Source organism: Desulfogranum aggregans, assembly GCF_055398265.1.
Map to the genome: position 1 here is coordinate 3746087 of NZ_AP042447.1, position 21424 is coordinate 3767510.

At 54.4% G+C, this 21424-nt stretch carries 17 protein-coding genes; 7 read left to right on the forward strand and 10 right to left on the reverse strand.

The window, feature by feature from the left end; translation table 11 throughout:
* The first annotated feature begins 18 nt into the window (after window positions 1–18).
* The gene (locus ACZ52Z_RS16520) at window positions 19–840 is read left to right on the forward strand and encodes a competence/damage-inducible protein A (protein ID WP_464267872.1); all 822 of its coding nucleotides are present in this window, start codon (window positions 19–21) and stop codon (window positions 838–840) included.
* A 1-nt stretch (window position 841) separates the two neighbouring features.
* On the opposite strand, the gene ACZ52Z_RS16525 is transcribed toward ACZ52Z_RS16520, so the two are convergent.
* The 5 genes from ACZ52Z_RS16525 to ACZ52Z_RS16545 form a co-directional block, all read right to left on the reverse strand.
* Window positions 842–1549: a hypothetical protein gene (locus tag ACZ52Z_RS16525; RefSeq protein ID WP_464267873.1), complete on the reverse strand. Its 708-nt coding sequence runs from the start codon at window positions 1547–1549 to the stop codon at window positions 842–844.
* Between the two features lie 208 nt (window positions 1550–1757).
* Window positions 1758–3647 (reverse strand): methyl-accepting chemotaxis protein, encoded by a 1890-nt coding sequence (locus tag ACZ52Z_RS16530; RefSeq protein ID WP_464267874.1) that lies wholly within the window; start codon window positions 3645–3647, stop codon window positions 1758–1760.
* A gap of 4 nt (window positions 3648–3651) precedes the next feature.
* Window positions 3652–5436 (reverse strand): EAL domain-containing protein, encoded by a 1785-nt coding sequence (locus tag ACZ52Z_RS16535; RefSeq protein WP_464267875.1) that lies wholly within the window; start codon window positions 5434–5436, stop codon window positions 3652–3654.
* A gap of 260 nt (window positions 5437–5696) precedes the next feature.
* Window positions 5697–6482 (reverse strand): hypothetical protein, encoded by a 786-nt coding sequence (locus ACZ52Z_RS16540; RefSeq protein ID WP_464267876.1) that lies wholly within the window; start codon window positions 6480–6482, stop codon window positions 5697–5699.
* A 30-nt stretch (window positions 6483–6512) separates the two neighbouring features.
* Window positions 6513–7394: an alkaline phosphatase family protein gene (locus tag ACZ52Z_RS16545; RefSeq protein ID WP_464267877.1), complete on the reverse strand. Its 882-nt coding sequence runs from the start codon at window positions 7392–7394 to the stop codon at window positions 6513–6515.
* A 314-nt stretch (window positions 7395–7708) separates the two neighbouring features.
* Between ACZ52Z_RS16545 and ACZ52Z_RS16550 the strand changes: the two genes are divergently transcribed.
* From ACZ52Z_RS16550 to ACZ52Z_RS16560, 3 genes are read left to right on the forward strand one after another with little or no spacing between them, the layout of a single operon-like run.
* Window positions 7709–8482 carry a DUF1045 domain-containing protein gene (locus ACZ52Z_RS16550; RefSeq protein WP_464267878.1) on the forward strand — a complete coding sequence of 258 codons (774 nt, stop codon included), beginning with the start codon at window positions 7709–7711 and terminating at the stop codon, window positions 8480–8482.
* Window positions 8427–9761: a PhoH family protein gene (locus ACZ52Z_RS16555; protein WP_464267879.1), complete on the forward strand. Its 1335-nt coding sequence runs from the start codon at window positions 8427–8429 to the stop codon at window positions 9759–9761. The genes ACZ52Z_RS16550 and ACZ52Z_RS16555 overlap by 56 nt, the downstream gene beginning before the upstream one ends.
* A complete protein-coding gene (locus ACZ52Z_RS16560) occupies window positions 9761–10474 on the forward strand; it encodes a hypothetical protein (protein ID WP_464267880.1) in 714 nt (237 codons plus the stop codon). Before ACZ52Z_RS16555 ends, ACZ52Z_RS16560 begins: the two co-directional genes overlap by 1 nt.
* Here the strand turns inward: ACZ52Z_RS16560 and ACZ52Z_RS16565 are convergent, their stop codons facing one another.
* The 5 genes from ACZ52Z_RS16565 to ACZ52Z_RS16585 all read right to left on the reverse strand — a co-directional run bounded on the left by ACZ52Z_RS16565 (window position 10475) and on the right by ACZ52Z_RS16585 (window position 17002).
* Entirely contained in the window at window positions 10475–11470 is a 996-nt protein-coding gene (locus tag ACZ52Z_RS16565) for a glycosyltransferase family 4 protein (protein WP_464267881.1), read from the reverse strand.
* A complete protein-coding gene (locus tag ACZ52Z_RS16570) occupies window positions 11427–12242 on the reverse strand; it encodes a UDP-2,3-diacylglucosamine diphosphatase (RefSeq protein WP_464267882.1) in 816 nt (271 codons plus the stop codon). The genes ACZ52Z_RS16565 and ACZ52Z_RS16570 overlap by 44 nt, the downstream gene beginning before the upstream one ends.
* 274 nt (window positions 12243–12516) lie before the next feature.
* Complete coding sequence (locus ACZ52Z_RS16575) at window positions 12517–13566, reverse strand: prolipoprotein diacylglyceryl transferase family protein (RefSeq protein WP_464267883.1); 1050 nt, start codon at window positions 13564–13566, stop codon at window positions 12517–12519.
* A 33-nt stretch (window positions 13567–13599) separates the two neighbouring features.
* The gene (locus tag ACZ52Z_RS16580) at window positions 13600–14616 is read right to left on the reverse strand and encodes a phosphatidylserine decarboxylase (RefSeq protein ID WP_464267884.1); all 1017 of its coding nucleotides are present in this window, start codon (window positions 14614–14616) and stop codon (window positions 13600–13602) included.
* 34 nt (window positions 14617–14650) lie between these two features.
* Complete coding sequence (locus tag ACZ52Z_RS16585) at window positions 14651–17002, reverse strand: hypothetical protein (RefSeq protein WP_464267885.1); 2352 nt, start codon at window positions 17000–17002, stop codon at window positions 14651–14653.
* Between the two features lie 144 nt (window positions 17003–17146).
* Between ACZ52Z_RS16585 and ACZ52Z_RS16590 the strand changes: the two genes are divergently transcribed.
* The 3 genes from ACZ52Z_RS16590 to ACZ52Z_RS16600 all read left to right on the forward strand — a co-directional run bounded on the left by ACZ52Z_RS16590 (window position 17147) and on the right by ACZ52Z_RS16600 (window position 21393).
* A complete protein-coding gene (locus ACZ52Z_RS16590) occupies window positions 17147–17974 on the forward strand; it encodes a histone deacetylase family protein (RefSeq protein ID WP_464267886.1) in 828 nt (275 codons plus the stop codon).
* A 615-nt stretch (window positions 17975–18589) separates the two neighbouring features.
* Window positions 18590–18967 (forward strand): cytochrome c3 family protein, encoded by a 378-nt coding sequence (locus tag ACZ52Z_RS16595; protein WP_464267887.1) that lies wholly within the window; start codon window positions 18590–18592, stop codon window positions 18965–18967.
* Window positions 18968–19005: 38 nt separating this feature from the next.
* Entirely contained in the window at window positions 19006–21393 is a 2388-nt protein-coding gene (locus ACZ52Z_RS16600) for a molybdopterin oxidoreductase family protein (RefSeq protein WP_464267888.1), read from the forward strand.
* Window positions 21394–21424 lie beyond the last annotated feature (31 nt).

Genomic DNA, 21424 nt, shown 5'->3' on the forward strand with positions numbered 1-21424 from the left:
TTACCACTTTGAGGCTCCATGGAAAAATCAGCAACCGTTGAAATCATCATAGTTGGCAACGAAATCCTGACTGGAGACATAATTGATACCAATACCAATTGGCTCTGCAAGCTGGTCCATGACCGAGGCGGAACCATCGGCCGGGTGACGATCCTGCCCGATGTTCTGGAAAACGTGGCACAAGCCGTTCAAGCGGCAGTGGATCGAAAAGTCGACATCCTCTTTACCTCCGGGGGCCTCGGCCCTACCTCGGATGACTTGACCCTGCAGGCCATAGCCATGGGTACTGACCGGGAACTGAAACTGGACCAGCGCGCCTTGCATATGGTCAAACAGCAGTATGATTATTTCTTTGAGCAGGGGATCATGGATCAGGGGGGATTGAATCCGGCACGGGAGAAAATGGCCTGGCTTCCCCAAGGGGGAGAACCGTTGTTTAACGCGGTTGGTACTGCTCCGGGAGTGTTTCTGCGGGTGGAGCAGACAGCAATAATCAGCATGCCCGGTGTTCCCTCAGAGCTGAAGGTGATTATCAACCAGTCGCTTAAAGAATTTCTCGATCAGACCTTTGGCGAGGGAGACGCGCTTTCCTGCAGTGTGGCCGTGGAGTGCAACGATGAATCAATGCTCGAACCGGTGCTGATTCGCATCGTTGAGGCCTATCCGGAGATCTACACCAAGTCTCTGGCAACTACCCTGGGAGAGCGACCGGAAATGGATATCATCATGACCATAACCGGTATCGGGGAAAAAGAATTGCTCCTGAAAAAAGCCTATCAGGAGTTATGCGATGGCTTGGTGCAACTGGGCTTTTCCATTCGCAAAAAAAACGCCTCCTGAGTCAGTTCGGCAGCCGTTTCCCGATATTCTTCGCTGCCTCTGCGATAACCGTCTGCAAGGTGACCACCTCTTCTGAGACCTTCTCTTCAGACCAGTTGAGTTCCTGCAGCGCTTCCCAGGCAATCTCTCCTTTCTGTCCGTCCCACACCTGAAAAAAGAGACGAAGTGTGGCCTTGCGCGTTTCGATCATGCGCAGGCCAAAAACACCCAGCCGATTGCTCGCCCCCTGGTGAAAGCCGGCAAGCTTGAGCTGGGCCAGGTAGCGGGTACCGGTCGACTCTGCAATCCTCTTCAGAATATCAGGCCTGAACACCCCGGTGTCCCTGTAATCTCTGTACATATCCTCGTATTCGACCGCAAGTCCCGCCCGGTTAATGGCACTCAAGGTTTCCGGAAGGGAGATGAATTTCAGGTCACTGCGCTCCTCCTTGAGCGTGTTGTAGAAAACAAAGGCTACAGCCTGTTTTTCCTGTTCCTGACCAGTGACGGTGGATGGTGTCATAAACGCCAAGCCTTCATGCTTGAGTAAACTGGCTGAGAGGCTTAACTGGTTATGTTCGATTTTGGAGTACACCTGTGGAGCGCACCCGGCAAGGAAGAGGAGTGCCGGGATGAGGAGCAGGGTGAATCCACGCAACAACAGTGTATCGAGGAAATATTTATTCTCGCTCAACCTAAGGGCTGTCACAGGCTGTAGGAATCTTGACATAATTCCTCCTCGGAAAAAGTCGTCGCAAGACGACAATGACCACCGTGCAATCGGTAAAAGCCGCCGCATGCTGTTTGCCTTGTATATAAACCTATTGGAACGAACAGGGTGATGTCAAGCAGATTGTGCTTTTTTTGTATTTATTTCTGCCGGTTATATTGTCCTCTCTCCCTGTGTGCAGCCGTGGCGAGCGTACCTGTTCGGCGGGTCAGCAGGGCAAGGGCGTGACAGCGCCAGAGGCCTGTTGAGCGCTGCTCTGCATCTGCGTCAATTGCTGGCCCCCGTCTGTCGGTGAAGGGGTGGGTTCCGCGGTCTCTTCCCCTTGGCCAACAGCGCCGAGTTGCTCGGTGCTGTTGCGCAGGAGGTCGGCCAATGCCCGGGAGACGCTTTCTGAGGAGGCATGGGCCTGTCGACACAACTCAAGCATATTGGCGGTTGCCGCGTTGACATCCTTGATCTTGTCGTTTACCTGGCGAGTATTGCCGGATGCCTGCACGCTTAAGTTGGCGATGTCGGTGATGTGCTGCTGCTGTGCAGCAGCAGTAGTGCCTATGGCATCCGTTATCTGGCGCAACTCATCGGCATTGTTTTCCAGGGTGGTAAAGAAGGTGATGAATGTCTGGCTGTACCCATCAATGGTGCGCACCTTCTCCATGATTTCCGAGGCGGCCTTTGCTGTCTCCAGGGACAAAAGCTTGACCTCCTGGGCAACCACCGCAAACCCTTTACCGCGATCTCCTGCCTTGACTGCTTCTATTGTTGCATTGAGGGCAAGAATCTTGGTTTGGTCTGTAATTTTGTAGACCGTGCTGATAATTGTATCTATTGCTGAAACGGCTTTGCCCAAATCTTCCAGTTGCTGGGTGGCCGTTTCGATTCCCTGGACGATTCGGTCCATGGCAGCATCCTGTTTTTCCATCTGATCATTGATGCTGCGGGTTGTCTCACTGAGCAGCCCTGCCACCTTGGCTACCTCTCCGGTGTGCGTGGCCGTCGAATCAGCAAAGGTGGACGCATTACCTGTTTCCTGCTCCGTGATCAGGGCAAGTTTCTCCAGGGTGAGTGAGGTTTCGGTCAAGTTCCTGGCTCGTGTATCCAGGCTGTTGATATGGTCAGTGGTGGAGTGGATCAACCGGTTGATGATCTGCTGCTCCTTCTTTTGGCGAACACCTCGGCGCTCCAGGTCTTTGAGGGTTTTGCCAAAGGCATCAATGGCCGTGCTGAGCACACCGATCTGGTCCCGTCGCCCGAGCATGGGTATCTCAGGATATTCGCCTCTACCGAGTGCCGAAATAGCCGTGGTCAGCTGACCCAGTGGACGTTCGACGATGATGCGGGTAAGGAAAAAAAGGGCGATCATGTTGCCGATGATCACCATGGCAGCAATAGAGAGGTTTAACCGCTGCTGATGCTTTTTTTGCTCTTCCATTTGCCGGGTCATGGTGTTGAGCTGGTCAACATGGTCAAGTATTTCGGTTCGAGTCTGTTCAGCCTCTATCCCCTTGTCGGCAACCAGCTGCTTGAGTTGGGCTACACTTTTTACCAGGTTGGCCTGGTCATCCTGGTTGGCGTAGGCGTCGCGGATGAGTTGTTCGAGGGTTTCTTTTTCCTCGGCCGGATCAGGGCTCTGGAGGTGCTGCTGTTGCACATTGGCGAGAAACTGGCCTTGCTCATCAAACAGACCGGCTGTGAGAAGAAGGCGGCCTTCATGCACCGTGATGACCAACTTGCCTTTGGCGATATCTCGTTTTTGGGTACGGGTGAATTGGGGGCCGTAGCTCTTTCTTCCCTCCAGTATCCATTGATCGAGGACCTGGTGCTCAGCGGTAATGGTTGCAAGCAGGGCCGCAGTGGGGTCGGAGTGAAAAAGTTCGGGAAGCCTCCGGAATTCTTCCTGCATATCGATGATCGTTGTCCGGAGGTTATCACCTAGCTGTTCTCGAACAGTGAGCAGTTCACCAACCATTTGGTCTGCCTTGGCGGCGGCAAGGTGATTGCTGGAAAGGAGCAATCCCATAAAACAGTTAGAGATCAGTGCAACGCCGAAAAGGAGCTTTACCCCGAGGGGCAGAGAGAGACGGGAGCGAAAAGAGTGCATGGATCTATATCCTTGGAAAGGAACTCGTCGACGAGAGATTGACACGCTCGCCATTGATCGGGGGTGAGGAAAGTCGATGAATATAGAGTGAACTGCCATCCATTTTTTTAGCCATTTTTTTGGCCACGGCCGCTTCCTTTGACAGGTCGAAATGACAGTGGGTGGGGGAGGTGGTGACCAGTACCGCTCCGACAGAGAGGGTCATCCGGTCATACTCCCTGTAGTTGCCATGACGGTCTTTGGTGCGAATGCTGCAGCCGATATTGCCGTTGTAAAATCCAGAAATACTTTGGTCAAACTGGCTGATGATCCGATTAACCATGGTTTTCCAGTCGGTATGTTCGAAAATGGCGACAAAATCATCCCCGCCAATGTGACCGATGAAATTTCCCTGGTCATCGATGTTGGCCACCAGCAGTTCGGAAAGGAAACGGATGACCTGATCGCCTCGGCTGAAGCCGAAAACATCGTTGAACGGTTTGAAATTATCCAGGTCAAAATAGCAGATGACAAACGATATATTCCGGCGAAAGAGTTTTTGCAGTTGCTGCTGGATAGGTACATTTCCCGGCAGCAGGGTAAGGGGATTGGCGTGGCGGGCACGATTTACTTGCAATTGGGTTATTTCATGGAGGAGGTCAATCAGGCGTCCGGTTCCGGCCAATTGACAGTTGTCGAGAATGATGAATTCTTCGCGATGCAGGTCCAGTCCGGTAGTAAGCCGGTAGCTCACATCCTCCAGGGGCAGGTGTTTTTCCACCTGCAATACCTGGCGATTGACAAACCGCAGAATCGGCTGCTTGCCGTAGAGCTCCTTGCCGTACAGGCTGGCGTACATGTTCATGAACTCTTTCCGCAGGACCATGCCAAGCACTTCGGTTTCCTGGAGAATGACCACCGACTCCATCTCCGGCATGGAGGTGAACAGTTCGCCGGTATGCCTGACCGTGGCGCACGCCTGGATGGACACCGCCGGCCGTTTGATGTGTTCAGCGGTCAACAGTTCGAATGACTCGCCGGTTCGGGGTTCTTTCCTGAACAATTTGTGCGAGAGGCTCGTAGGCGGGATGCTTACCGGCCGGCAGAAATAGTAGCCTTGTACCATTTCAATGCCGAGTTTTCGTAAGGTGGCATACTCCTTTTCCGTTTCCACCCCTTCCGTGATGACCCTTGACCCTAAAGCCGTGGCCGTATTGAGGATGGCATTGACGAACTGCTGCTTGGTCCGGTCTTCATCGATGCCTTGGATGAAGTGACGATCGATCTTGACAATATCCGGTCGTATTTCCGACCAGAGCTTCAAACCCGAATAGCCTGCGCCCAGGTCGTCGAGGGCCACCCGAAATCCCATTTCCCGGTAATGGCGCATGGCCTGCTGCATCAGTTCAATGTCCTCAACCGGATGGGTTTCGGTCAACTCAATGATGATGTTTCCCGGGTCTATGCCCGCCTGCTCGATTATCTGCAGAGTCTGGCCCTCTCTGAACTGTTCATGGAGCATTGTCACCGGATCCACATTGATAAACAGGCGGCCGGGAAGATTGAGCTGGGCATACCTGTGAATGACCTGTTGGCGGCAGAGAATATCCAGTTCTGCCAGCCGGTTGAGGCGGGCGGCAGCTTCAAACAGGCGGGTGGGAGAGTGCAGTACCGTGTTGACCGGTCCGCGAATCAGTCCTTCGTATCCGTATATCTGCTGGGTTTGGAGGTGCACTATCGGTTGAAAGTGCACCGATAGATGGTGTTCGTGAAGAATAGTCTCCAGTAACGATTCTACGCTGGTTTTCATTGGTGTTGACAATGCTGTTGGTGTAGACACTTTGTGGTACGCCTTTATTGTTGAAGCACTTGTCAGTGCTGTAGTTTTTTGGCAGCTGTGACTGAACGGCTACCGCTACCCTCTTGTAGAGATTCAATGTTAGGCTTGTGTAAGGAAACAGTTACAGGACGATCACCGCCTGGGCGTGCACGGAGTGCTCAGAGAAAGCGGGGGAGATGTAGGTTCTCTCCCCTGCTCGGGAGGCGAAGGGAGAGAACGTCGGGGAGGGTTCAGAAGGCAAAAGCCCTGTCACCATCGCGTGAACCAAGCCATCGTTCACGAAAAGAAAGCGGCAGGTAGCGCTGTTTGCGATGATGTTCTTTGGGAAGCCGTTGGATATCCATATGAGTGACCTGCCCGTCTCCCAGCGGCAGCATCTCGTTGGCAGTCATGTGCACCGAGGCCAGAGGGGCGTCTTTGCGGGTAAGGATGAAAATATGGGGCTTGCGCATGTCATTGCTGCCTGTCCGCCACAGGGCGAGCTGCCTGCTGTCGAGCATCTTTTTTGTATCCTTGCCGTCTATCACGCCGGGCGCATTGGTATAGAGCAGGAGGGCACTGAATTGGCCGCTGAAAATCGCCTTTTCAAGCAGGTGTTCGAGCTGTTTTCCTTTGTTTTGTTTTTCCAGCCACAGGTTGACAACCAGGATGGAGTTGCTGTTATGTCTGATCAGACCAAACTGTGCCTGTCGCGGCTCCCCGGGGATGTCTTTGAGCGAAAGGCTGCCGCTGTTAAGCATCCATGCCTGTTTACCGGTGAGGATCGAAAGCCCTGTCTGTTGCGGGTGGCCGCTCTTTGCGTCGGACCGGTTATGGGTGACAATGGAGTGCATGTAATTCATACCCAGCATGCGGGAAAGGTCACGGATCTTTGTATGGGAATCGGTTCCAGAAGGGATGGTCTCCTGACAGCAAAGGATATCGAAAGGAACGGTTTCCATCGCCGGCCTTAGCTGCCGGTGGATGTCATCGGCTTTGGTTTCGAAGTCCAGGTTGATGGTCGCGAATCGAATCATGAGAAGTATCTCCTGTTATGGGGACAGCCATCAGGCTGCCGGTCGAATGCAATGTTCATTGAGCAGGTGCATGTACTGCTGTTCTTCGGCCAGGGCCGGGGTGGGGTGCAGAGAGTGTAAAAAAATATTTTCCAGAACACTCCCCTTCCAGCTTGGATGTGGTGCAATATCAAGGATTGCCGCCATGGTCGGGGCGACATGAAGAAAAGAGGCCTCTGCCTCGATAACCAGGTGGTGACATATTCCCTGGCCGCTGATTATCCACGGCAGGAAAATGGGTGAGCGATGTCCGGTGGACTGTGTCCATGAACCACCGTAGCCGGCAGTAACCATAATCGTATAATCGTTATGCAGGCCAACCAGACGAAGTTGTTCCAGAAGGAGCCCTATGGCCTGGTCTGCCTGCTCGATACTCTCGAGGTAAGGTTCCGAGAGGTAACCGAAGTGCGTACCTGTAATATCAACCCCCTGAAGACAGAGACAGCACAGGTCTGGCTGATGGGCCTGGATGTAGGTGCCCGCCAGGGCAGCTACCTTGCTGTCATTATTCTGTATGCCCTGGGAATTGATATACATGCTTGCGTGGAGTTCTCCGTAGGGTACCAGGTGCTGGAGGTGTTCCCGACTATGGAACAGGGCGGAAGAAAGGTGATGGTACCGCAGCAGAGAGAAGAGGGAGGTAGCGTGGCGGGAGTCGATCAGTCCCTGGTTGTTGTTGACCACCCCATGCTCCTCAGGGCCTATGGAGGAGAAAAGTGTCGCCAGGCCGGGCAGGGGGAGGTTGGGCCCCTGGTGGTAGAGGTGATTCATGGTGGTCCCGGACAGCATCAGTTGCCTGAGGCTGCAGACATGGGCGCACTCCAAGGCCTCCGGGAGTAACCCGTCGATTACAATACACAGCATTTTTGTCATATGCTCCTCCATACGCAGGGACAATAGAGTGAGCCGACCTGTGACCGGTCCACCGGTGTGTACCGACATGCACTGTACTGTCGGCTTTCCATTGCACTGGTCAAGATGTAAACGGCACGTGTTATGAAGGGGTTACGCTGCTGTTATAATTGCGTCATTGCGCGCCGGGGAGAGGGGGCAGGGATGGGTGACCTTTTCCTAATCAATTTGTAACTGATCATTAAAGGGGGCGTGGCATAATGCAGTCAATGGATCGGAATGCCCTGGCGATGGGTGCCTGCTGCTGACCGCTCTGTACACATCAGGAATTTTTCATGCGCTATGCCATAACTTTTTCCCCAGCCATAGCCTCGACCCTTTGGCCGATCGGCTGCCGCTGGCTCGGACTCGATCCCATTGTCGGTAAGAGTCTCCCTCAACAGCACGTGTCAGCAGTGGATGCTCCCCGACTGTGGGAGTTGACCAGTTCTGCGCGCCGTTTCGGTATGCAGGCGGTGATAAAATATCCCTTTCGTCTGGGGGCCACTATCTCCATTGAACGACTAGTGGACTCGGTTGAGCAGCTCACTGCCAGGCTACGGCCGGTTGTTCTTCCGGGACTTGTCCTCCGGTGCAGCCATGGGCGTTTTCGCCTTGAGTCTGTGGTCGAGCCCACCGAACTCAGCGGCATCGCAGCCGCTGTCATTCAGACACTGCAGCCGCTGAGTGCCCCGCTGAACCCAAGTGAGTATGCCCGGCTGAAAGCAGGAATCCTGACCACCAGAGAAAGAGAAAACCTCCATGCCTGGGGGTATCCCTATGTGTTTGAGCAGTACCGTTTTCAGATTCGTCTGACATCTTATATCACAGAGAGTAGAGAAAAGGAGGTGATCTATTCTGCGCTTTCCAGCTGTTTTTCATCAGTTTGTGCTGAACCTCTTATGATCGACGCGATGTGCCTTTTTGTAGAAACCGGGCCAGGAACGCCTTTGCGTTTTCTGCACCGTTTTGTTTTTGCCAAGCGTTTTTCAGGAGAAGAGGAACACTGTCACCATGCATCTATCACAGCCGAAAACCTTTATTCTCGACACCAATGTCATTCTTCATGACTCTTCCTGCATTCACCATTTTGACGAACATGATGTGGTCATACCGATTACGGTTCTCGAGGAACTTGACCAGTTTAAAAAGGGCAGCCAGAGCCTGAATTTTCACGCCAGGGAATTTGTACGGATACTTGATGGCCTGAGTGCCAATAAACTGTTCAACGGTGGTGTACCCATCGGAGCAGGGAAGGGACGAGTCAGTGTGAAGCTTGAATATCCGCTACACCCTGATTTGCACGACCATTTTCCTGCAGGTGGAAAACCGGACCATCGGATTTTGAATATCAGCTACCACCTTTCCCGGCAGGATGAGAACCGACGGTATATTTTGGTGACCAAAGATATCAACCTGCGGATGAAAGCCAAGGCGGTGGGCCTCATGGCAGATGATTATACCACCGATCATGTCAATGACTGTAAGTCTACCTATTCCGGCAACCGCTGCATAGAGGTGGAAACCGGTGAGCTGATTGAAAACCTCTATAGGGAGGAAGAGGGCTGTGCCGCCGATCAATTACTGCTGCAGGAGCGGCTCCTGGCCAATGAGTATCTGATTCTGCGCAACGGGAAACAATCGGCCTTGGCCTGTTTTAAAGAAAGGCCCGGGACGATTGCCGCTGTCCACAAACGAACCGTTTACGGCATTGTTCCCCGTAATGCGGAGCAGAGTTTTGCTGTTCATGCGTTGACCCATCCGGATATTTCCCTGGTAACGGTGTCGGGAAAAGCCGGTACCGGCAAGACGCTGCTTGCACTTGCGGCAGCACTGGAGCAGCGCAGCGAGTATCGGCAAATTATGCTCGCCCGCCCGGTGGTTCCCCTATCCAACAAAGACATCGGGTACCTGCCCGGTGATATCCAGTCAAAGCTTGGTCCCTACATGCAGCCATTGTATGACAATCTGGCGGTAATCAGAGCCCAGTTTCCAGAGCAGTCGGAAGCCGCTCAGCGGCTGGACCGGATGCTGGAGGAAAAGAAGCTGATTATCGAGCCTCTGGCCTATATTCGGGGGCGAAGCCTGGTCAGGATGTACATGATCATCGATGAAGCACAGAACCTTACCCCCCATGAGGTCAAAACCATTATCACCCGCGCCGGCGAACACACCAAAGTGGTATTCACCGGCGATATCCACCAGATAGATCATCCCTATCTGAACACCCAGTCCAACGGTCTCAGCTACCTGATTGAGAAAATGCAGGGGCAATCACTGTACGCGCATATTACCCTGGCCAAAGGGGAGCGTTCTCCCCTCTCCATGCTTGCCAGCGAGCTTTTGTGATGCAGGTTTTTTCCCGGGGCATCGCCGCCCTCTGCCTGGTCTGGATGTTCGTGTCGCCTCCTGTTTTCGGCTCTGCAGCCATGGAACAGTTGATGCTTTACCGGCAGCAGACCGGAGAGGAACAGGTGGACTATCTCTGGCGCCTGCGGGAGCAGGGGGAACTGGTGACTATCCGTTCCAGCCGCCCGGAAAAATCTTTTACCACCGTTTGCTCCCCGGATGGTGCCACCTTTTCCTGGAGAGTGGAAATGGAGGGGGGCGATCAGGTGGTGGCGCGCAGAGAGGGAGACAAACTTGTCCTCCAAGGGGAAGTGGACGGGGAGCGACTCCATACGACCGTCACCCTGGATGAACGTCCCTGGATGCAGCCGCTCTCCTTCGGCCTCAGACCGCTGGTCACGGGTGAAAAGCGGGCACTCCATTTCTGGATGGTGCGACCGGACAACTACACCGTTGTCAGGCTGACCGCGAAAAGAAAAAGCTGCGGTCCCCAGCAGGGGGGGAGCGAAGAGGGGGCGGTGTGCGAGGTAGAGGTCACAAAAAGCGGAGTACTGGCCCCCTTCTGGCACGCATCCTACTGGTTCCGGCAAAAGGATGGGGTGTTTGTCAGGTACCAGGCCACTCACGGGTTGCCCGGCACCCCTGTCACCCGCATCGAATTGATCGAAGAAGGGCAGCAGAAGGCTGGAGAAACACTGTTTCCTGCTGATTGATCAGTGCATCACTGCCAGATTATTGATGAATTGTTCGGTGCAGACGTCCCAGGAATACTCCCTGGCTGAGCGCAGGCAATGCATTGGCTGTATCTGTAAGGATTTCATCGCCGCCTCTCGAAGATCGTTGCTTACATAGCCGTTAACTCCGTTGTTGATCAGGAATTTCGGTCCGGTTACCGGAAAGGCAGCCACCGGAACACCGCATGCAATGGCTTCGAGGAGTACGACTCCAAAGGTGTCGGTAAGGCTTGGGAAGACAAAAACATCGGCAGCAGCGACATGGCGGGCCAGTTCTTCGCCTTTTTTCATGCCGGTGAAATGGACATCAGGATACTTTTCTCGGTAGGTTTCCAGTGCCGGGCCGGCGCCAATAACATATTTTGATCCAGGCAGATCCAGGTCGAGAAAAGCAGGCAGGTTTTTTTCCACTGCAACCCTTCCCACATACATGAATAGAGGTCTTTTTCCCGGGAGAAAATCTTTGGGGCGGGGTTTGAACAGGGTTGTGTCTACCCCTCGTGACCAGGGGACAAGGTTGGTAAAGGAGCGTTCGGCCAATTCGTCGATGAGCGTGGGGGCGACCATCGTGCGTTTGGCTGCACCATGGAACCTCTTCACCACCCAGTAGCTGGTTGACAGAGGCACAGGCAGCCGCATCTTGATGTATTCAGGAAACCTGGTGTGGTAGGAAGTGGTGAAATCCATGCCCTCTTCCTTGCAGGCGCGCCGGGTTGCCCAGCCGATAGACCCTTCGGTAACGATGTGGACAGCGTTGGGCTGATGTCGACGCAGGAGCGTTCGTACTCCTCCGGTGGTGACCAGGGAGAGACGAATCTCAGGATAGGTTGGACAGGGAATGGTCGGGTAATGTTCAGGAGAAATTACCTCGACCTGGTGGCCCCACTGCCTGAGCGTGTGCATGGTTTTGCTCAGCGTGGTGACAACACCGTTAACTTGAGGATGCCAGGCATCGGTCGCGATACATATTTTCATATTCTTCCGTCGCTGTCATGGTTTGAGCGTGTCCATTCTGGACCCATTCGATTACTCCCAGACGACCCTGATGGTTTTCTGCGATGGCTGTGCAGCTTTCTACCCAGTCGCCCGAGTTGGTATAGAGGACATTACCCATTTCGCGGATTCCGGCTCGATGGATATGGCCGCAGATCAGGCCGTCCACCTCGTTTTCCAGGACTTCTTTGGTGACGACATCTTCAAATTTGCCCATATAGTTGACCACAATTTTCACCTGGTGCTTCATCCATGCGGAAATGGAATGATAATCCTTCCCCACGGCCTTGCGGCCGAGATTGAGCCAACGATTGAGCACCAGCAGCATAGCATAGGCGGAACTGCCTATGCTTGCCAGCCAGGGGTTGTTTTGAATGACAGGGTCAAATTTATCACCGTGAATGACCAGGTATCGTCCGCCGTTCACGGTAGTGTGGATGACCTGGTTTTCAATATGGATGTTGTTGATGGTGTTGCCGCTGAACTGTCGCAGCACGTGGTCATGGTTGCCGGGAACGTAGAAAACCTTGGTTCCGTTGGCGGCCTTGTCGAAAACAGCCTGGACAATACGGCTGTTGATGGCTGGCCAGTACCATTTTTTCTGGGCCTGGAGCAGGTCGAGGATATCGCCTACCAGGTAAAGATACTCCGATTCCGTCTTGAGGAGGAAGTCGAGGAGGTGTTGACTTTGCAGGTTTTTGGTCCCAAGGTGTACATCCGATATCCAGATGGATCGGAAATGAAGCTGCGACATACATCCCTCCTTGGTTGGTGGACAACCGTTTGCGGAGCGTTAGATAATATTCGTCACTACCGCCGGACAGGACGCTTAGCCACCGGGGATCTGGCGAGTGACGGAGAGTATTGATCAACTGATGGGATGGTACCTGCCAGATATTTGCGTGGCATAACGGCTTGGTTTTTTTTCTATTGTTTTCTGGTAACCGAGGCGTAACAAAATTTTAACATTTTCTTTTTTTGCGTAAGGATGCTTGAGGGGTGGCCGCGAACACCTGTTGGGTGAGCGGTTACAGGCGATCTTCAACTATATGGAGCTGAAGCGTGGCAGTGGTTACCGTGCTGCGGCCGAAATGCAGCAGCAGCACTACCCACAGCACCTGGAGGGAAATCATGGGCAACGGCTGAAAAAGGAGCGTGAGTCCATCGGCGATAAGGGGCGTGGACACACCCGCGGTGGGGAGAAGGAGGGCGGCGAGCAGGCCCAGTGGGAGCGCGGCCAGACTCATCTTCTGGTAGGCGGAAAAGGCCGAAAAGCCTCGAAAATCAGCGCGCAGGGTTTCCGAGTAACAGCGCCAGAGCTGGGAGACGAAAAGGGAGAGAAGAAAGGCGGTGGTAAAGTGGCTCTGCAGGAAACAGTAGGCTGCAACCAGCGTCGTCGCTGTATACACGCCACTGGTGATGGCTTGTACCGGGATCAGTTTTTCACCGGCCAGGTCGCCCTCGTAGACCGCTTTATGGGTCGCACTGGTGAAAACAACAGCTACAGGAGCGTAGAGCTTTCTGGTCAATGGGGAACAGGCCTTCAGCGGTTTGCCGTAACAGCATCCAAAGCTAATGCATGCCAGCCGGCCAAGCCCTTCTCCGAGCACATAACCTATACTCACGGCAGCGAGCACGACCATGACATGCATCTGCGGCAGCTGTCTCCAGGCAAGCACCGCATTGACCAGGAAAATGAGCACAGGGGTGGCGATGAGGCCGCAGAAAAAAGCGCCGCCGATGGTGAAAGTGTGCTGTTTTTTTTCCACCAGCCTGGCCATGCCCCTGGCAGCCGGGACACAGATAGCCAACAGGAGGATAACCACGGCCAGAATAGCGCCCAGGGGCTCGCCGGCTGCCTGCAGCAGGATGAGGGCGTACAGGATGGAGACCACCGTCGAGGTGGCGATCAGTAAACCATAGGCTGTAAGATTAGTGCCCTGCCAGTTGGCGTCTGACCTTTTGTATACCGGTATGACGGCTGCAAACTGCCAGCGTTCTCCTGGCAGGTAGCGTACTCCGGCAATAAGAAGGGCGGTAAAGAGTATGGCTGAAGTCATGAGAAAGAGGGCGTTCATTGGTATCCTCCCAAAGTGTGGTGCGGTTGGTGTTCAGCTGGCCGTGCGGGGAACCGGAGTTTCGGCCCGGGCGATGGTGGAGCGAAGCTTGATGTCTGTCTCGACCATAGGGTGTTCCCTGGAGGGGGAAAAGCGGCTGTATACATCCGCCCTTCGTGCATTTTTCTGCAAGTCGTCACTAAAGGTGATGCTATCGCGGGCAAACAACAGGATATCTGTGGAACTCCCAGGACGGTACAGGCTTTTGGGAGACCCTTTGGTGACCAGCATCCCTCGGGTAACCGGACGGGGATCGTCATAGCGGCTGCTGCTGTAGCACTGGACGATATCGCCAATCATCAGGGCGACCACTTCTACCATGCCCACCATTCCTATGTTGGCGCCACCATCCACATCGGTATCGATGATGGTAACTATTCGTCTGTTTTTTGCGTGAATCGATGCGGTGGCAATAATCGCGTTGGGGTTGCACGAATGATAGCTGCCGCCGATTTCGTAAATGTCAGCCACCCGTCCGGTTACCGGGAAGTGGTTGTAGTGGTATTTGTCAGGAGTAAGACGCAGGATGGCAAAATCTCCGTCGTGAAAGAACGGGTACCAGCGCGTATGGGCACCAAGGAGTTCTTTGGCAGAGAAAAATTTTTCCTTGATATAGAGATCCGGGGTCTCCAGGAGAGAGCCGAGGAGAATTTTTGCATCGGCCGGTGAAACGATTGCTGTGGGCGATGGGTCCATGGGGCGATATTGCCAGTACTTGATCTGTCGCTCAAATACCTTACGCGGAGAGGTAAAATGCCCGGGCGGTTCCACGCATTCCTCCCAATTGGCCTGCATCTTCCTCAGCAATTGCATCCCGGACCGGGTTCTGTGCTCGGCAAGCAGGTCAAAGTGGAGGTAACCGAGCAGGCTGGACATCCGTCGCGAGGTCAGGGCGTTGAACATGCTGGGAGAATGCTCCCGCAGGGTATTATAGAGAAAGGCGATTGAACGGTCGCCGATGAGTTTTTCAGTGTGGATCTCGTTGGATTCCCGAGCAATGTATTGATGCATTTCCATTATGATCGTGTGTAGTGGAGCAACCAGGCTAGCCGGTGGCAGTTTCCGTGTGCGCAACCAGCAGAAAGAGCAGGAGCAGGCGATGAATGGTTGTTATCGATGCGCGGCCCTGCAGGAATTTTCTGCCTTCACGGGCGATATATTCGGTTGGCGGGGTATTGCCGGTCAGACAGGCGATCAGGTGGTTGCTCTCCCGGTTGTTGCAGTTGGCAAGTTGACGGCTGTACGCTGTAAACGATGCCAACCCCTCGTGCAGGTGAGCGGCGCAGAGCTCGGTCCGGTAGTAGGACTCCGCCAGCCGGTTAAACTCTTCTGCCTGCATTTTCAGGGCTGGGCCCTGTCGCCCTGAACTGACCAGGATGTTGCGGGACAGTTTTGCATAGGCCGAGGGCTGCCTGCCGCTGATAACCGCTTCCAATGCATGCAGGGTTTCGGTGAACCCGGTCTGATTGGTAATGCCAGTGGATTGGTGGTGGAGAAAGGCCAGGCATGCTTCCTGGTAGGCCTTGAGTTCTATGCGGATAAATCCCTTGTAGCGGCGGCTGGTACGTTGGTTTTTCACCCGGGCCAGAATGCGGCGCAAGAATCGGTTATCGGTGTCTGCCCGCACGTAAAAGGTGGGGATGCCGATAGCGGTGTTGAAAAATATTTGGCGGCGTTCACTTTCCACAAACGGCGTGTCAGGGATGTCGTGATGGCTGATGTCTCCCGCTATCACCCACTGCCAGGCAAGGGCGGTAATAATGGTCTGCAGGTTGGCCGCACCTGCCAGTTGGTGCTGAAAGTCTGGAAAGAGGGAGTAGTGTCTCCCCTCCAGCCCAGTAAAACCATAGGATAACTGGTCACGAAGTCGCAGGGGCAGGTACATGGGCATCTGTGGATTGAAGACCCCCAGCTCAAACAGGTCTTTTTTCAGCAGATCCTGGTTGTGCATTCGTCCGTTAAGGGCCGGGCTGGACTCCTGGCTGCGCAGAGCCACCAGGTAATCGATGAGCCGGTTGTCGATCACCATATCGCCGTGAAGGCGTAATCCCTCGCCCAGGAGGCGGTCGATCCATTCCGGTCCCATGGGAGTGAACGCATGGCCGCAACGCTGCAATTGTGCTTTTTTTTTCCAACGCCGCCAGATCATCAGCAGGTGGGTCGGCTCGAGCTGGTGCGGGAGGAACCCCATTACCTTTTCCGGATGAAAATCGCTGAAGCCGATGCGGTAAGGAGCAGCCGTATAGGTCCCGACAAAGAGGGGAAGAAAATGTTCAGTGATTTTGATGACCAGGTCCCCAAAGTACTTTTCCATGGCCGTTGCCCCGTTTTCCCGAAAGCTCGTGCTCAGGCATCTGCTGCCCAGGGTAATGTGGGTGCCGTTGTTGGCCAGAGAGGTGGTGGAGGTGTTGGGGAGGACAATCAGGTTGTTGGCTATGATTCCTGCCTCCTTAAGGATGGCAAGAGTATTGAGTTGACTGCGGCAGAGGGTACGGTGGCACAGCCCCATGTAGGCTTTTTTCTCCTCACCCCGCGCCCATCCGGAAAGGCAGGGATTGAGCAGGAGATCGCAGTACAGCTGGTCCGAGATCAGGGCATTGAGGTGTTTCTGTCTGAGTGGTGGGGTCGGAGCAAAGTAGAGGTGCAGCCGCTGACCGTTGCGATCAAGGTGAAACGTTTTCTCGGCAAAGCCCAGCAGGAGGTGGGCGAAAAAGAAGCGCCGGCTGCATTCGTCAGCCAGCTCTCCGCCGGGCAGGGTCTTGGCTGTACCATTTGCCAGGGTAAAGGAGGTGATTTCCGGAGAAATATTATCACTGATCAAATGGCGGGATATTCTCTGCGCGGTGGAGTGCAGCCACGATGCATCCCAGCCCGGTTGATGTACAGCCTCGATCAGCGAGAGTTTGAGCAGGTAACTCAGCGGCAGCCGCAGCCATGGTTCGCCCTGTCTGGTAAAGCTGAAGGTTTCGGCGTCACCGCGTCGTGTGGGGGTGCCAGTCTCTTTGTCGGCCGTAAGGTCATGCTCCAGAACCGCTGCCGTCCGCCCGCTGAGCAGGTGGCAGGGAAAGCGGACCCATGAATTTTCCCAAATGTTTTGTTGATTTTCTTCTATAAAGGTATTGAGTGCTTCAACTCGTCGCAGCGGTAGGTCCCCGCGACCAGCGCTGAGCATCAGGTTGGTATAATAGCCTGATTCCTTGAGCGAGAGAGAGAGGTCAACCGCTGTCGGTTCCCCCTCAACTGCCACCTGCAGTTCATTTTCCATCCCGGCGCTGACATCGTCACCGAAAAACGGGGCAGGCAACGGCTGCAGCACCTGACGGCGGAAGCCTTCCGCCTGTTCTTCAAGCGAACAACCTGCACGGTCGGGTAGAAAGGTTGGCGTTGGTCTGGTCATGGGATGGTTGTATGACGGTAAAAGTTGAACGGTGCGACAAAGGCTACCGAGGGCGTGTTAGGCCTGTGCTACGAATCGATAAAGGTTGCATTAGCCCGTCGCTGCAGGCAGGACTCAGCGATTTTTTGCCCAAAGGAAAGGGAAATGCATACTATTGGTGTAAAGGCAGGCCCAACACGAACCAACGAGATGCATGAATCAGAGGAGGGAACGATGAAGGTGTTTTTTGATCCGCTGTTTTATGAGGTCTATACTGATGATCCTGCGGCCGAGGCCGGAAGAATGGAGGCCGTGGTCGAGGCTATTGCCCCGCTGGCCCGAATTGTCGCTTGTGAGTATGCCGAGGAGGCCGATCTGCTCGCAGCCCACACCGGTCCTCACATCCGGGAGATCGAGCGTCTGGGGGTGTACGATATTGCGGCCCTGGCCGCCGGTGGGGCAATCCAGGCGGCAGAGGCCGGTCTGGAGGCCCCTGCCTTTGCCCTGATTCGTCCGCCGGGTCATCATGCTTCCAGCGACAGCTACTGGGGATTTTGTTTTTTCAACAACATGGCGGTTTCCCTCTATGCCTTAAAGAATCGACATCGCATCGAACGGGCTTTTGTGCTGGATTTTGATCTTCACTTCGGCGACGGCAACGTCAATATTCTCGGTGGGGAATCGTGGGTAGAGATTTATAACCCCGAAGAGCATGACCGGGAAACCTATCTTGGAGAGGTGGAGCGGATGCTGGCAGGGGTCGAGGCGGATGTGATTGGCGTTTCTGCAGGGTTTGATAACCACATCAACGATTGGGGCGGACTTCTCTACACCGCTGATTATCGTGCCATGGGTGCCTGGGTGCACCAGGCTGCGCAACGCAATGGCGGCGGCTGCTATGGTATCCTTGAAGGCGGGTATAACCACCGGGTGTTGGGGGACAATGTGCGTGCGTTTCTGGAGGGGTTATCCACTGGCAAGGCCGAAGAATGACTCATTCAAGCTGTGCGCTTGGTACGCACCGCTCCTCGCGATGGTGGAACCAGCAGGATGCCGGATGGGTATCTGCCTGCCCTTATCACCCCTTCCGTTTCGTGCGGAGAGGGCCCTGGTCTCCCGAATCGCCGGTGTCGGTTCTGTCGCTTTCACATAGTGCCTGTTGTATTGTGTCCTGAGAGGCAGGTTCCGGCAACCGTATCTGGCAGAAAGACGGGCAAAAATGACCGAAAATCGGGTATTTTTTAGCATTCTGCTTTGCATTACGCCGTTTTTTCGGTATGCTTCTCGCTGGTGGGTTACTGCTGCCTGAGTGTGGCGGCAGCGATACTGTTCACCTCTTACTCTATTTGTCATATCAGCACCAATGCAGTTAATTTTTGCGGCCAGGGTTGCAAAGGTTTGTTGTGTTGCAGTCCAGCCCAACTCCTCTGGGAGTTGCGACGCCATATTCGCTATTTCAGGCGAGCACTTTTAAGCATACACCCAGAGGCGATTGCAAAAGCCGTCGTCGTTCGTACAGGTGGGAAGAAGCTAGAGCAGTGTGGAGCATACTGCAGCATCTGTACGGGAAGAGAGGGAAACGCTACTCAACCCGAAAAAAGGAGGGGCATGGTGAAACAGGAGAAAACACTATCTTTTGCACGCGTGCTGCTGGGAATCCTGGCAATGATGATTCTTTCCGTATCTTCGGTGAGCGGAGAGACAGCAGCGCCGCAACATCCAGAGCTGAGTGAGCAGGAAATGCTGCAGCCCTGTGCCGACTGTCACAGGGAGACGACCCCTGAGCTTGAAAAGGAGTGGTTTGATTCGGTTCATGGCATAGCAATGGTCAAATGCTACCAGTGCCACGGCACCTTCGAGACCTTCAAGGTGACGCCCTCGCAAGCGGACTGTGCCATCTGTCATGCAGATATGCTCAACAAATGTCCCAATGATAAACCGTGCTGGGAGTGCCATATACCCCACTCGTTTACAACAAAGAAATAGCTCAGCGCCTAAACAGATACACAGCGGAGGAGGATGTAATGACACAGACAAGACGTGAATTCATCAAAAGATCTGCGGCGCTTTCGGCGGCTTCCTATGTGGGTATGAACCTGTCTATTAGCGGGCAGCATGCTGCCCGGGCAGAAGAAAATATGACCTGGCACCGGGGCAGCTGCCGTCTTTGTGGTGTTGGCTGTCGCGTGGAGCTGGGGGTGAAGAATGGTAACCCCGTGGCGTTGCGGGGAGTACCCGAGTCCCGCACCAATTTCGGGTATCTCTGCATGAAGGGCATGCATTTCTGGAAATGCATGCGCCATCCTGATCGGTTGACCAAGCCGCTCTATCGCAAGCGGAAAACCGACGCGTTTAAGGAAATTTCCTGGGATGAGGCCCTCGATATTGCCGCGACCAAATTTGCCGAGGCTCATGGCACGGGAGGCGGTGAGGCCGTTGCCTATTACGGTTCTGGTCAGGCATTGACCGAGGAGACCTATTTTTTCCAAAAAATTATGCGTGGTGGACTGCAGTCCAATAATGTTGAGGGTAATCCACGCCTGTGCATGGCTAGCGCAGTGGGGGGCTATGTCACTTCCTTTGGTGCCGATGAGCCCATCGGCGGGTATTCGGACCTGGAACATGCACATTGTTTTTTCATCATCGGTTCCAACACTGCCGAAGCACACCCGGTCCTCTTTCGCCGGATTATGCGGCGCAAGCTCGATAACCCGGACACGGTCAAGGTGATCAATGTTGATCCGAGGCTTTCCCAAACCTCACGGATTGCCGATATGCATCTGCAGTTCAAGCCCGGCACCGATCTGGCGCTTCTCAATGCTATGGCCCATGTTATTGTCAAGGAAAAGCTCTACGATGAGGATTTTATCTCCAAATATACCACCTTCAAAAAAGGCAATCAGGAGACAATGAGCTTTGAGGATTATACGGCGCACCTGGCCAAGTATACACCTGAAGCTGCAGCCAAGGTCTCCGGTGACGCGTTTACGGCCGATGATGTCCGTACGGTGGCCCGCTGGTTTGCGACCTCCAAAGGAACCGTCAGTCTCTGGACCATGGGGCTCAATCAGCGAAAACAAGGGGTCTGGGCCAACAATCTGGTGCATAACCTGCATATCCTCACCGGTCAGCTGATGACCGATGGCGCTGACAGCCTGTCCCTGACCGGGCAGCCCAATGCCTGCGGCGGCGTGCGCGAAGGCGGCGGACTCTGCCACATTCTTCCCGGACACCGCCCGGTGGCCAAGGAGGAACTCCGCCACCAGGTGGAAAAACTCTGGGGAGTCCCCCAGGGTCGCATTCCTCCCAAACCGGGCCTGCACACCATGGCTATGTTTTCGGCGATTAACGAGGGAAAGATCAAGGCCATCTGGATTAACTGTACCAGCCCCGTGCAGAGCCTGCCCAACTGCAACCTCTATAACAGGGGTATGGATCGAGAGGACGTCTTTATCGTCTGTACCGATATCTTCCCCACTCTGACCACCGAGAAGGCCAATCTGGTACTGCCGACCGCTTTTCATTTTGAGAAGACCGGCGTATACGGATGTACCGAGCGGAGATCACAGATCACCGTTAAGGCTATTGATCCTCCCGGAGAAGCTCGGCCAGAGGTGTGGATTGTGCGGGAGTGGGCGAAAAGACTGGCAAAGCAGCTCAACGATCCGGTGATCGCCCAGTGCATCAAGCCTTTTGAGGGCCTCGAAGCGGGATATGAACTACCCAAGGCCATCTGGGATGAGTACAGTCAAAAACTGACCGCCCATCGCGACAATGATCTGCGTGGAGCAACCTATGCAGTGCTGGAGCAGATGGCCGATGGCGTTCAATGGCCGGCGCCCACAGAAGCCTTTGCATTGACAGGCGGAACCGTAAAAAAATTCGTCAAAGGTCGGGATCCCATGGCTGATACCGAGTCCAGGGATGACCTGCCCTATCAGTTTTACGGACCGGCTCACCCGGATCGTAAACTCTGGATCTGGCAACGGGATCAGGCTGACCCGGAAGAGATGCCTGACAGTGCATATCCCTTCTATCTTTCCACAGGACGGATCATCGATCACTGGCATACCATGTCCATGACCGGGAGAGTGCCCGAACTCCTCCGGGCCAATCCGTATGCCTATGTGGAGATTAATCCCAGCGATGCCCAAAAACTGGGAATCAAGCCCGGGGATATGGTAGAGATCAAATCGCGGCGAGGGGTCAACATCCTGCCGGCAAAGGTCTATGAAGGACCGATCCAAGGTATGGTCTTTGCCTACTGGCATGATCAGCATGCAGACCGGATGATTAATAAGGTCACCAAGGATGCCATTGATCCCGCCTCCAAGGAACCGGAATTCAAGATCTGTGCGGTCCAGGTGCGGCGGGTTTCCGGTCCGCAAGCGCTGAAGCCCTATATCGTTTGACTTGGTGGGCGGCCGGGCTGCTGTGGTGGCA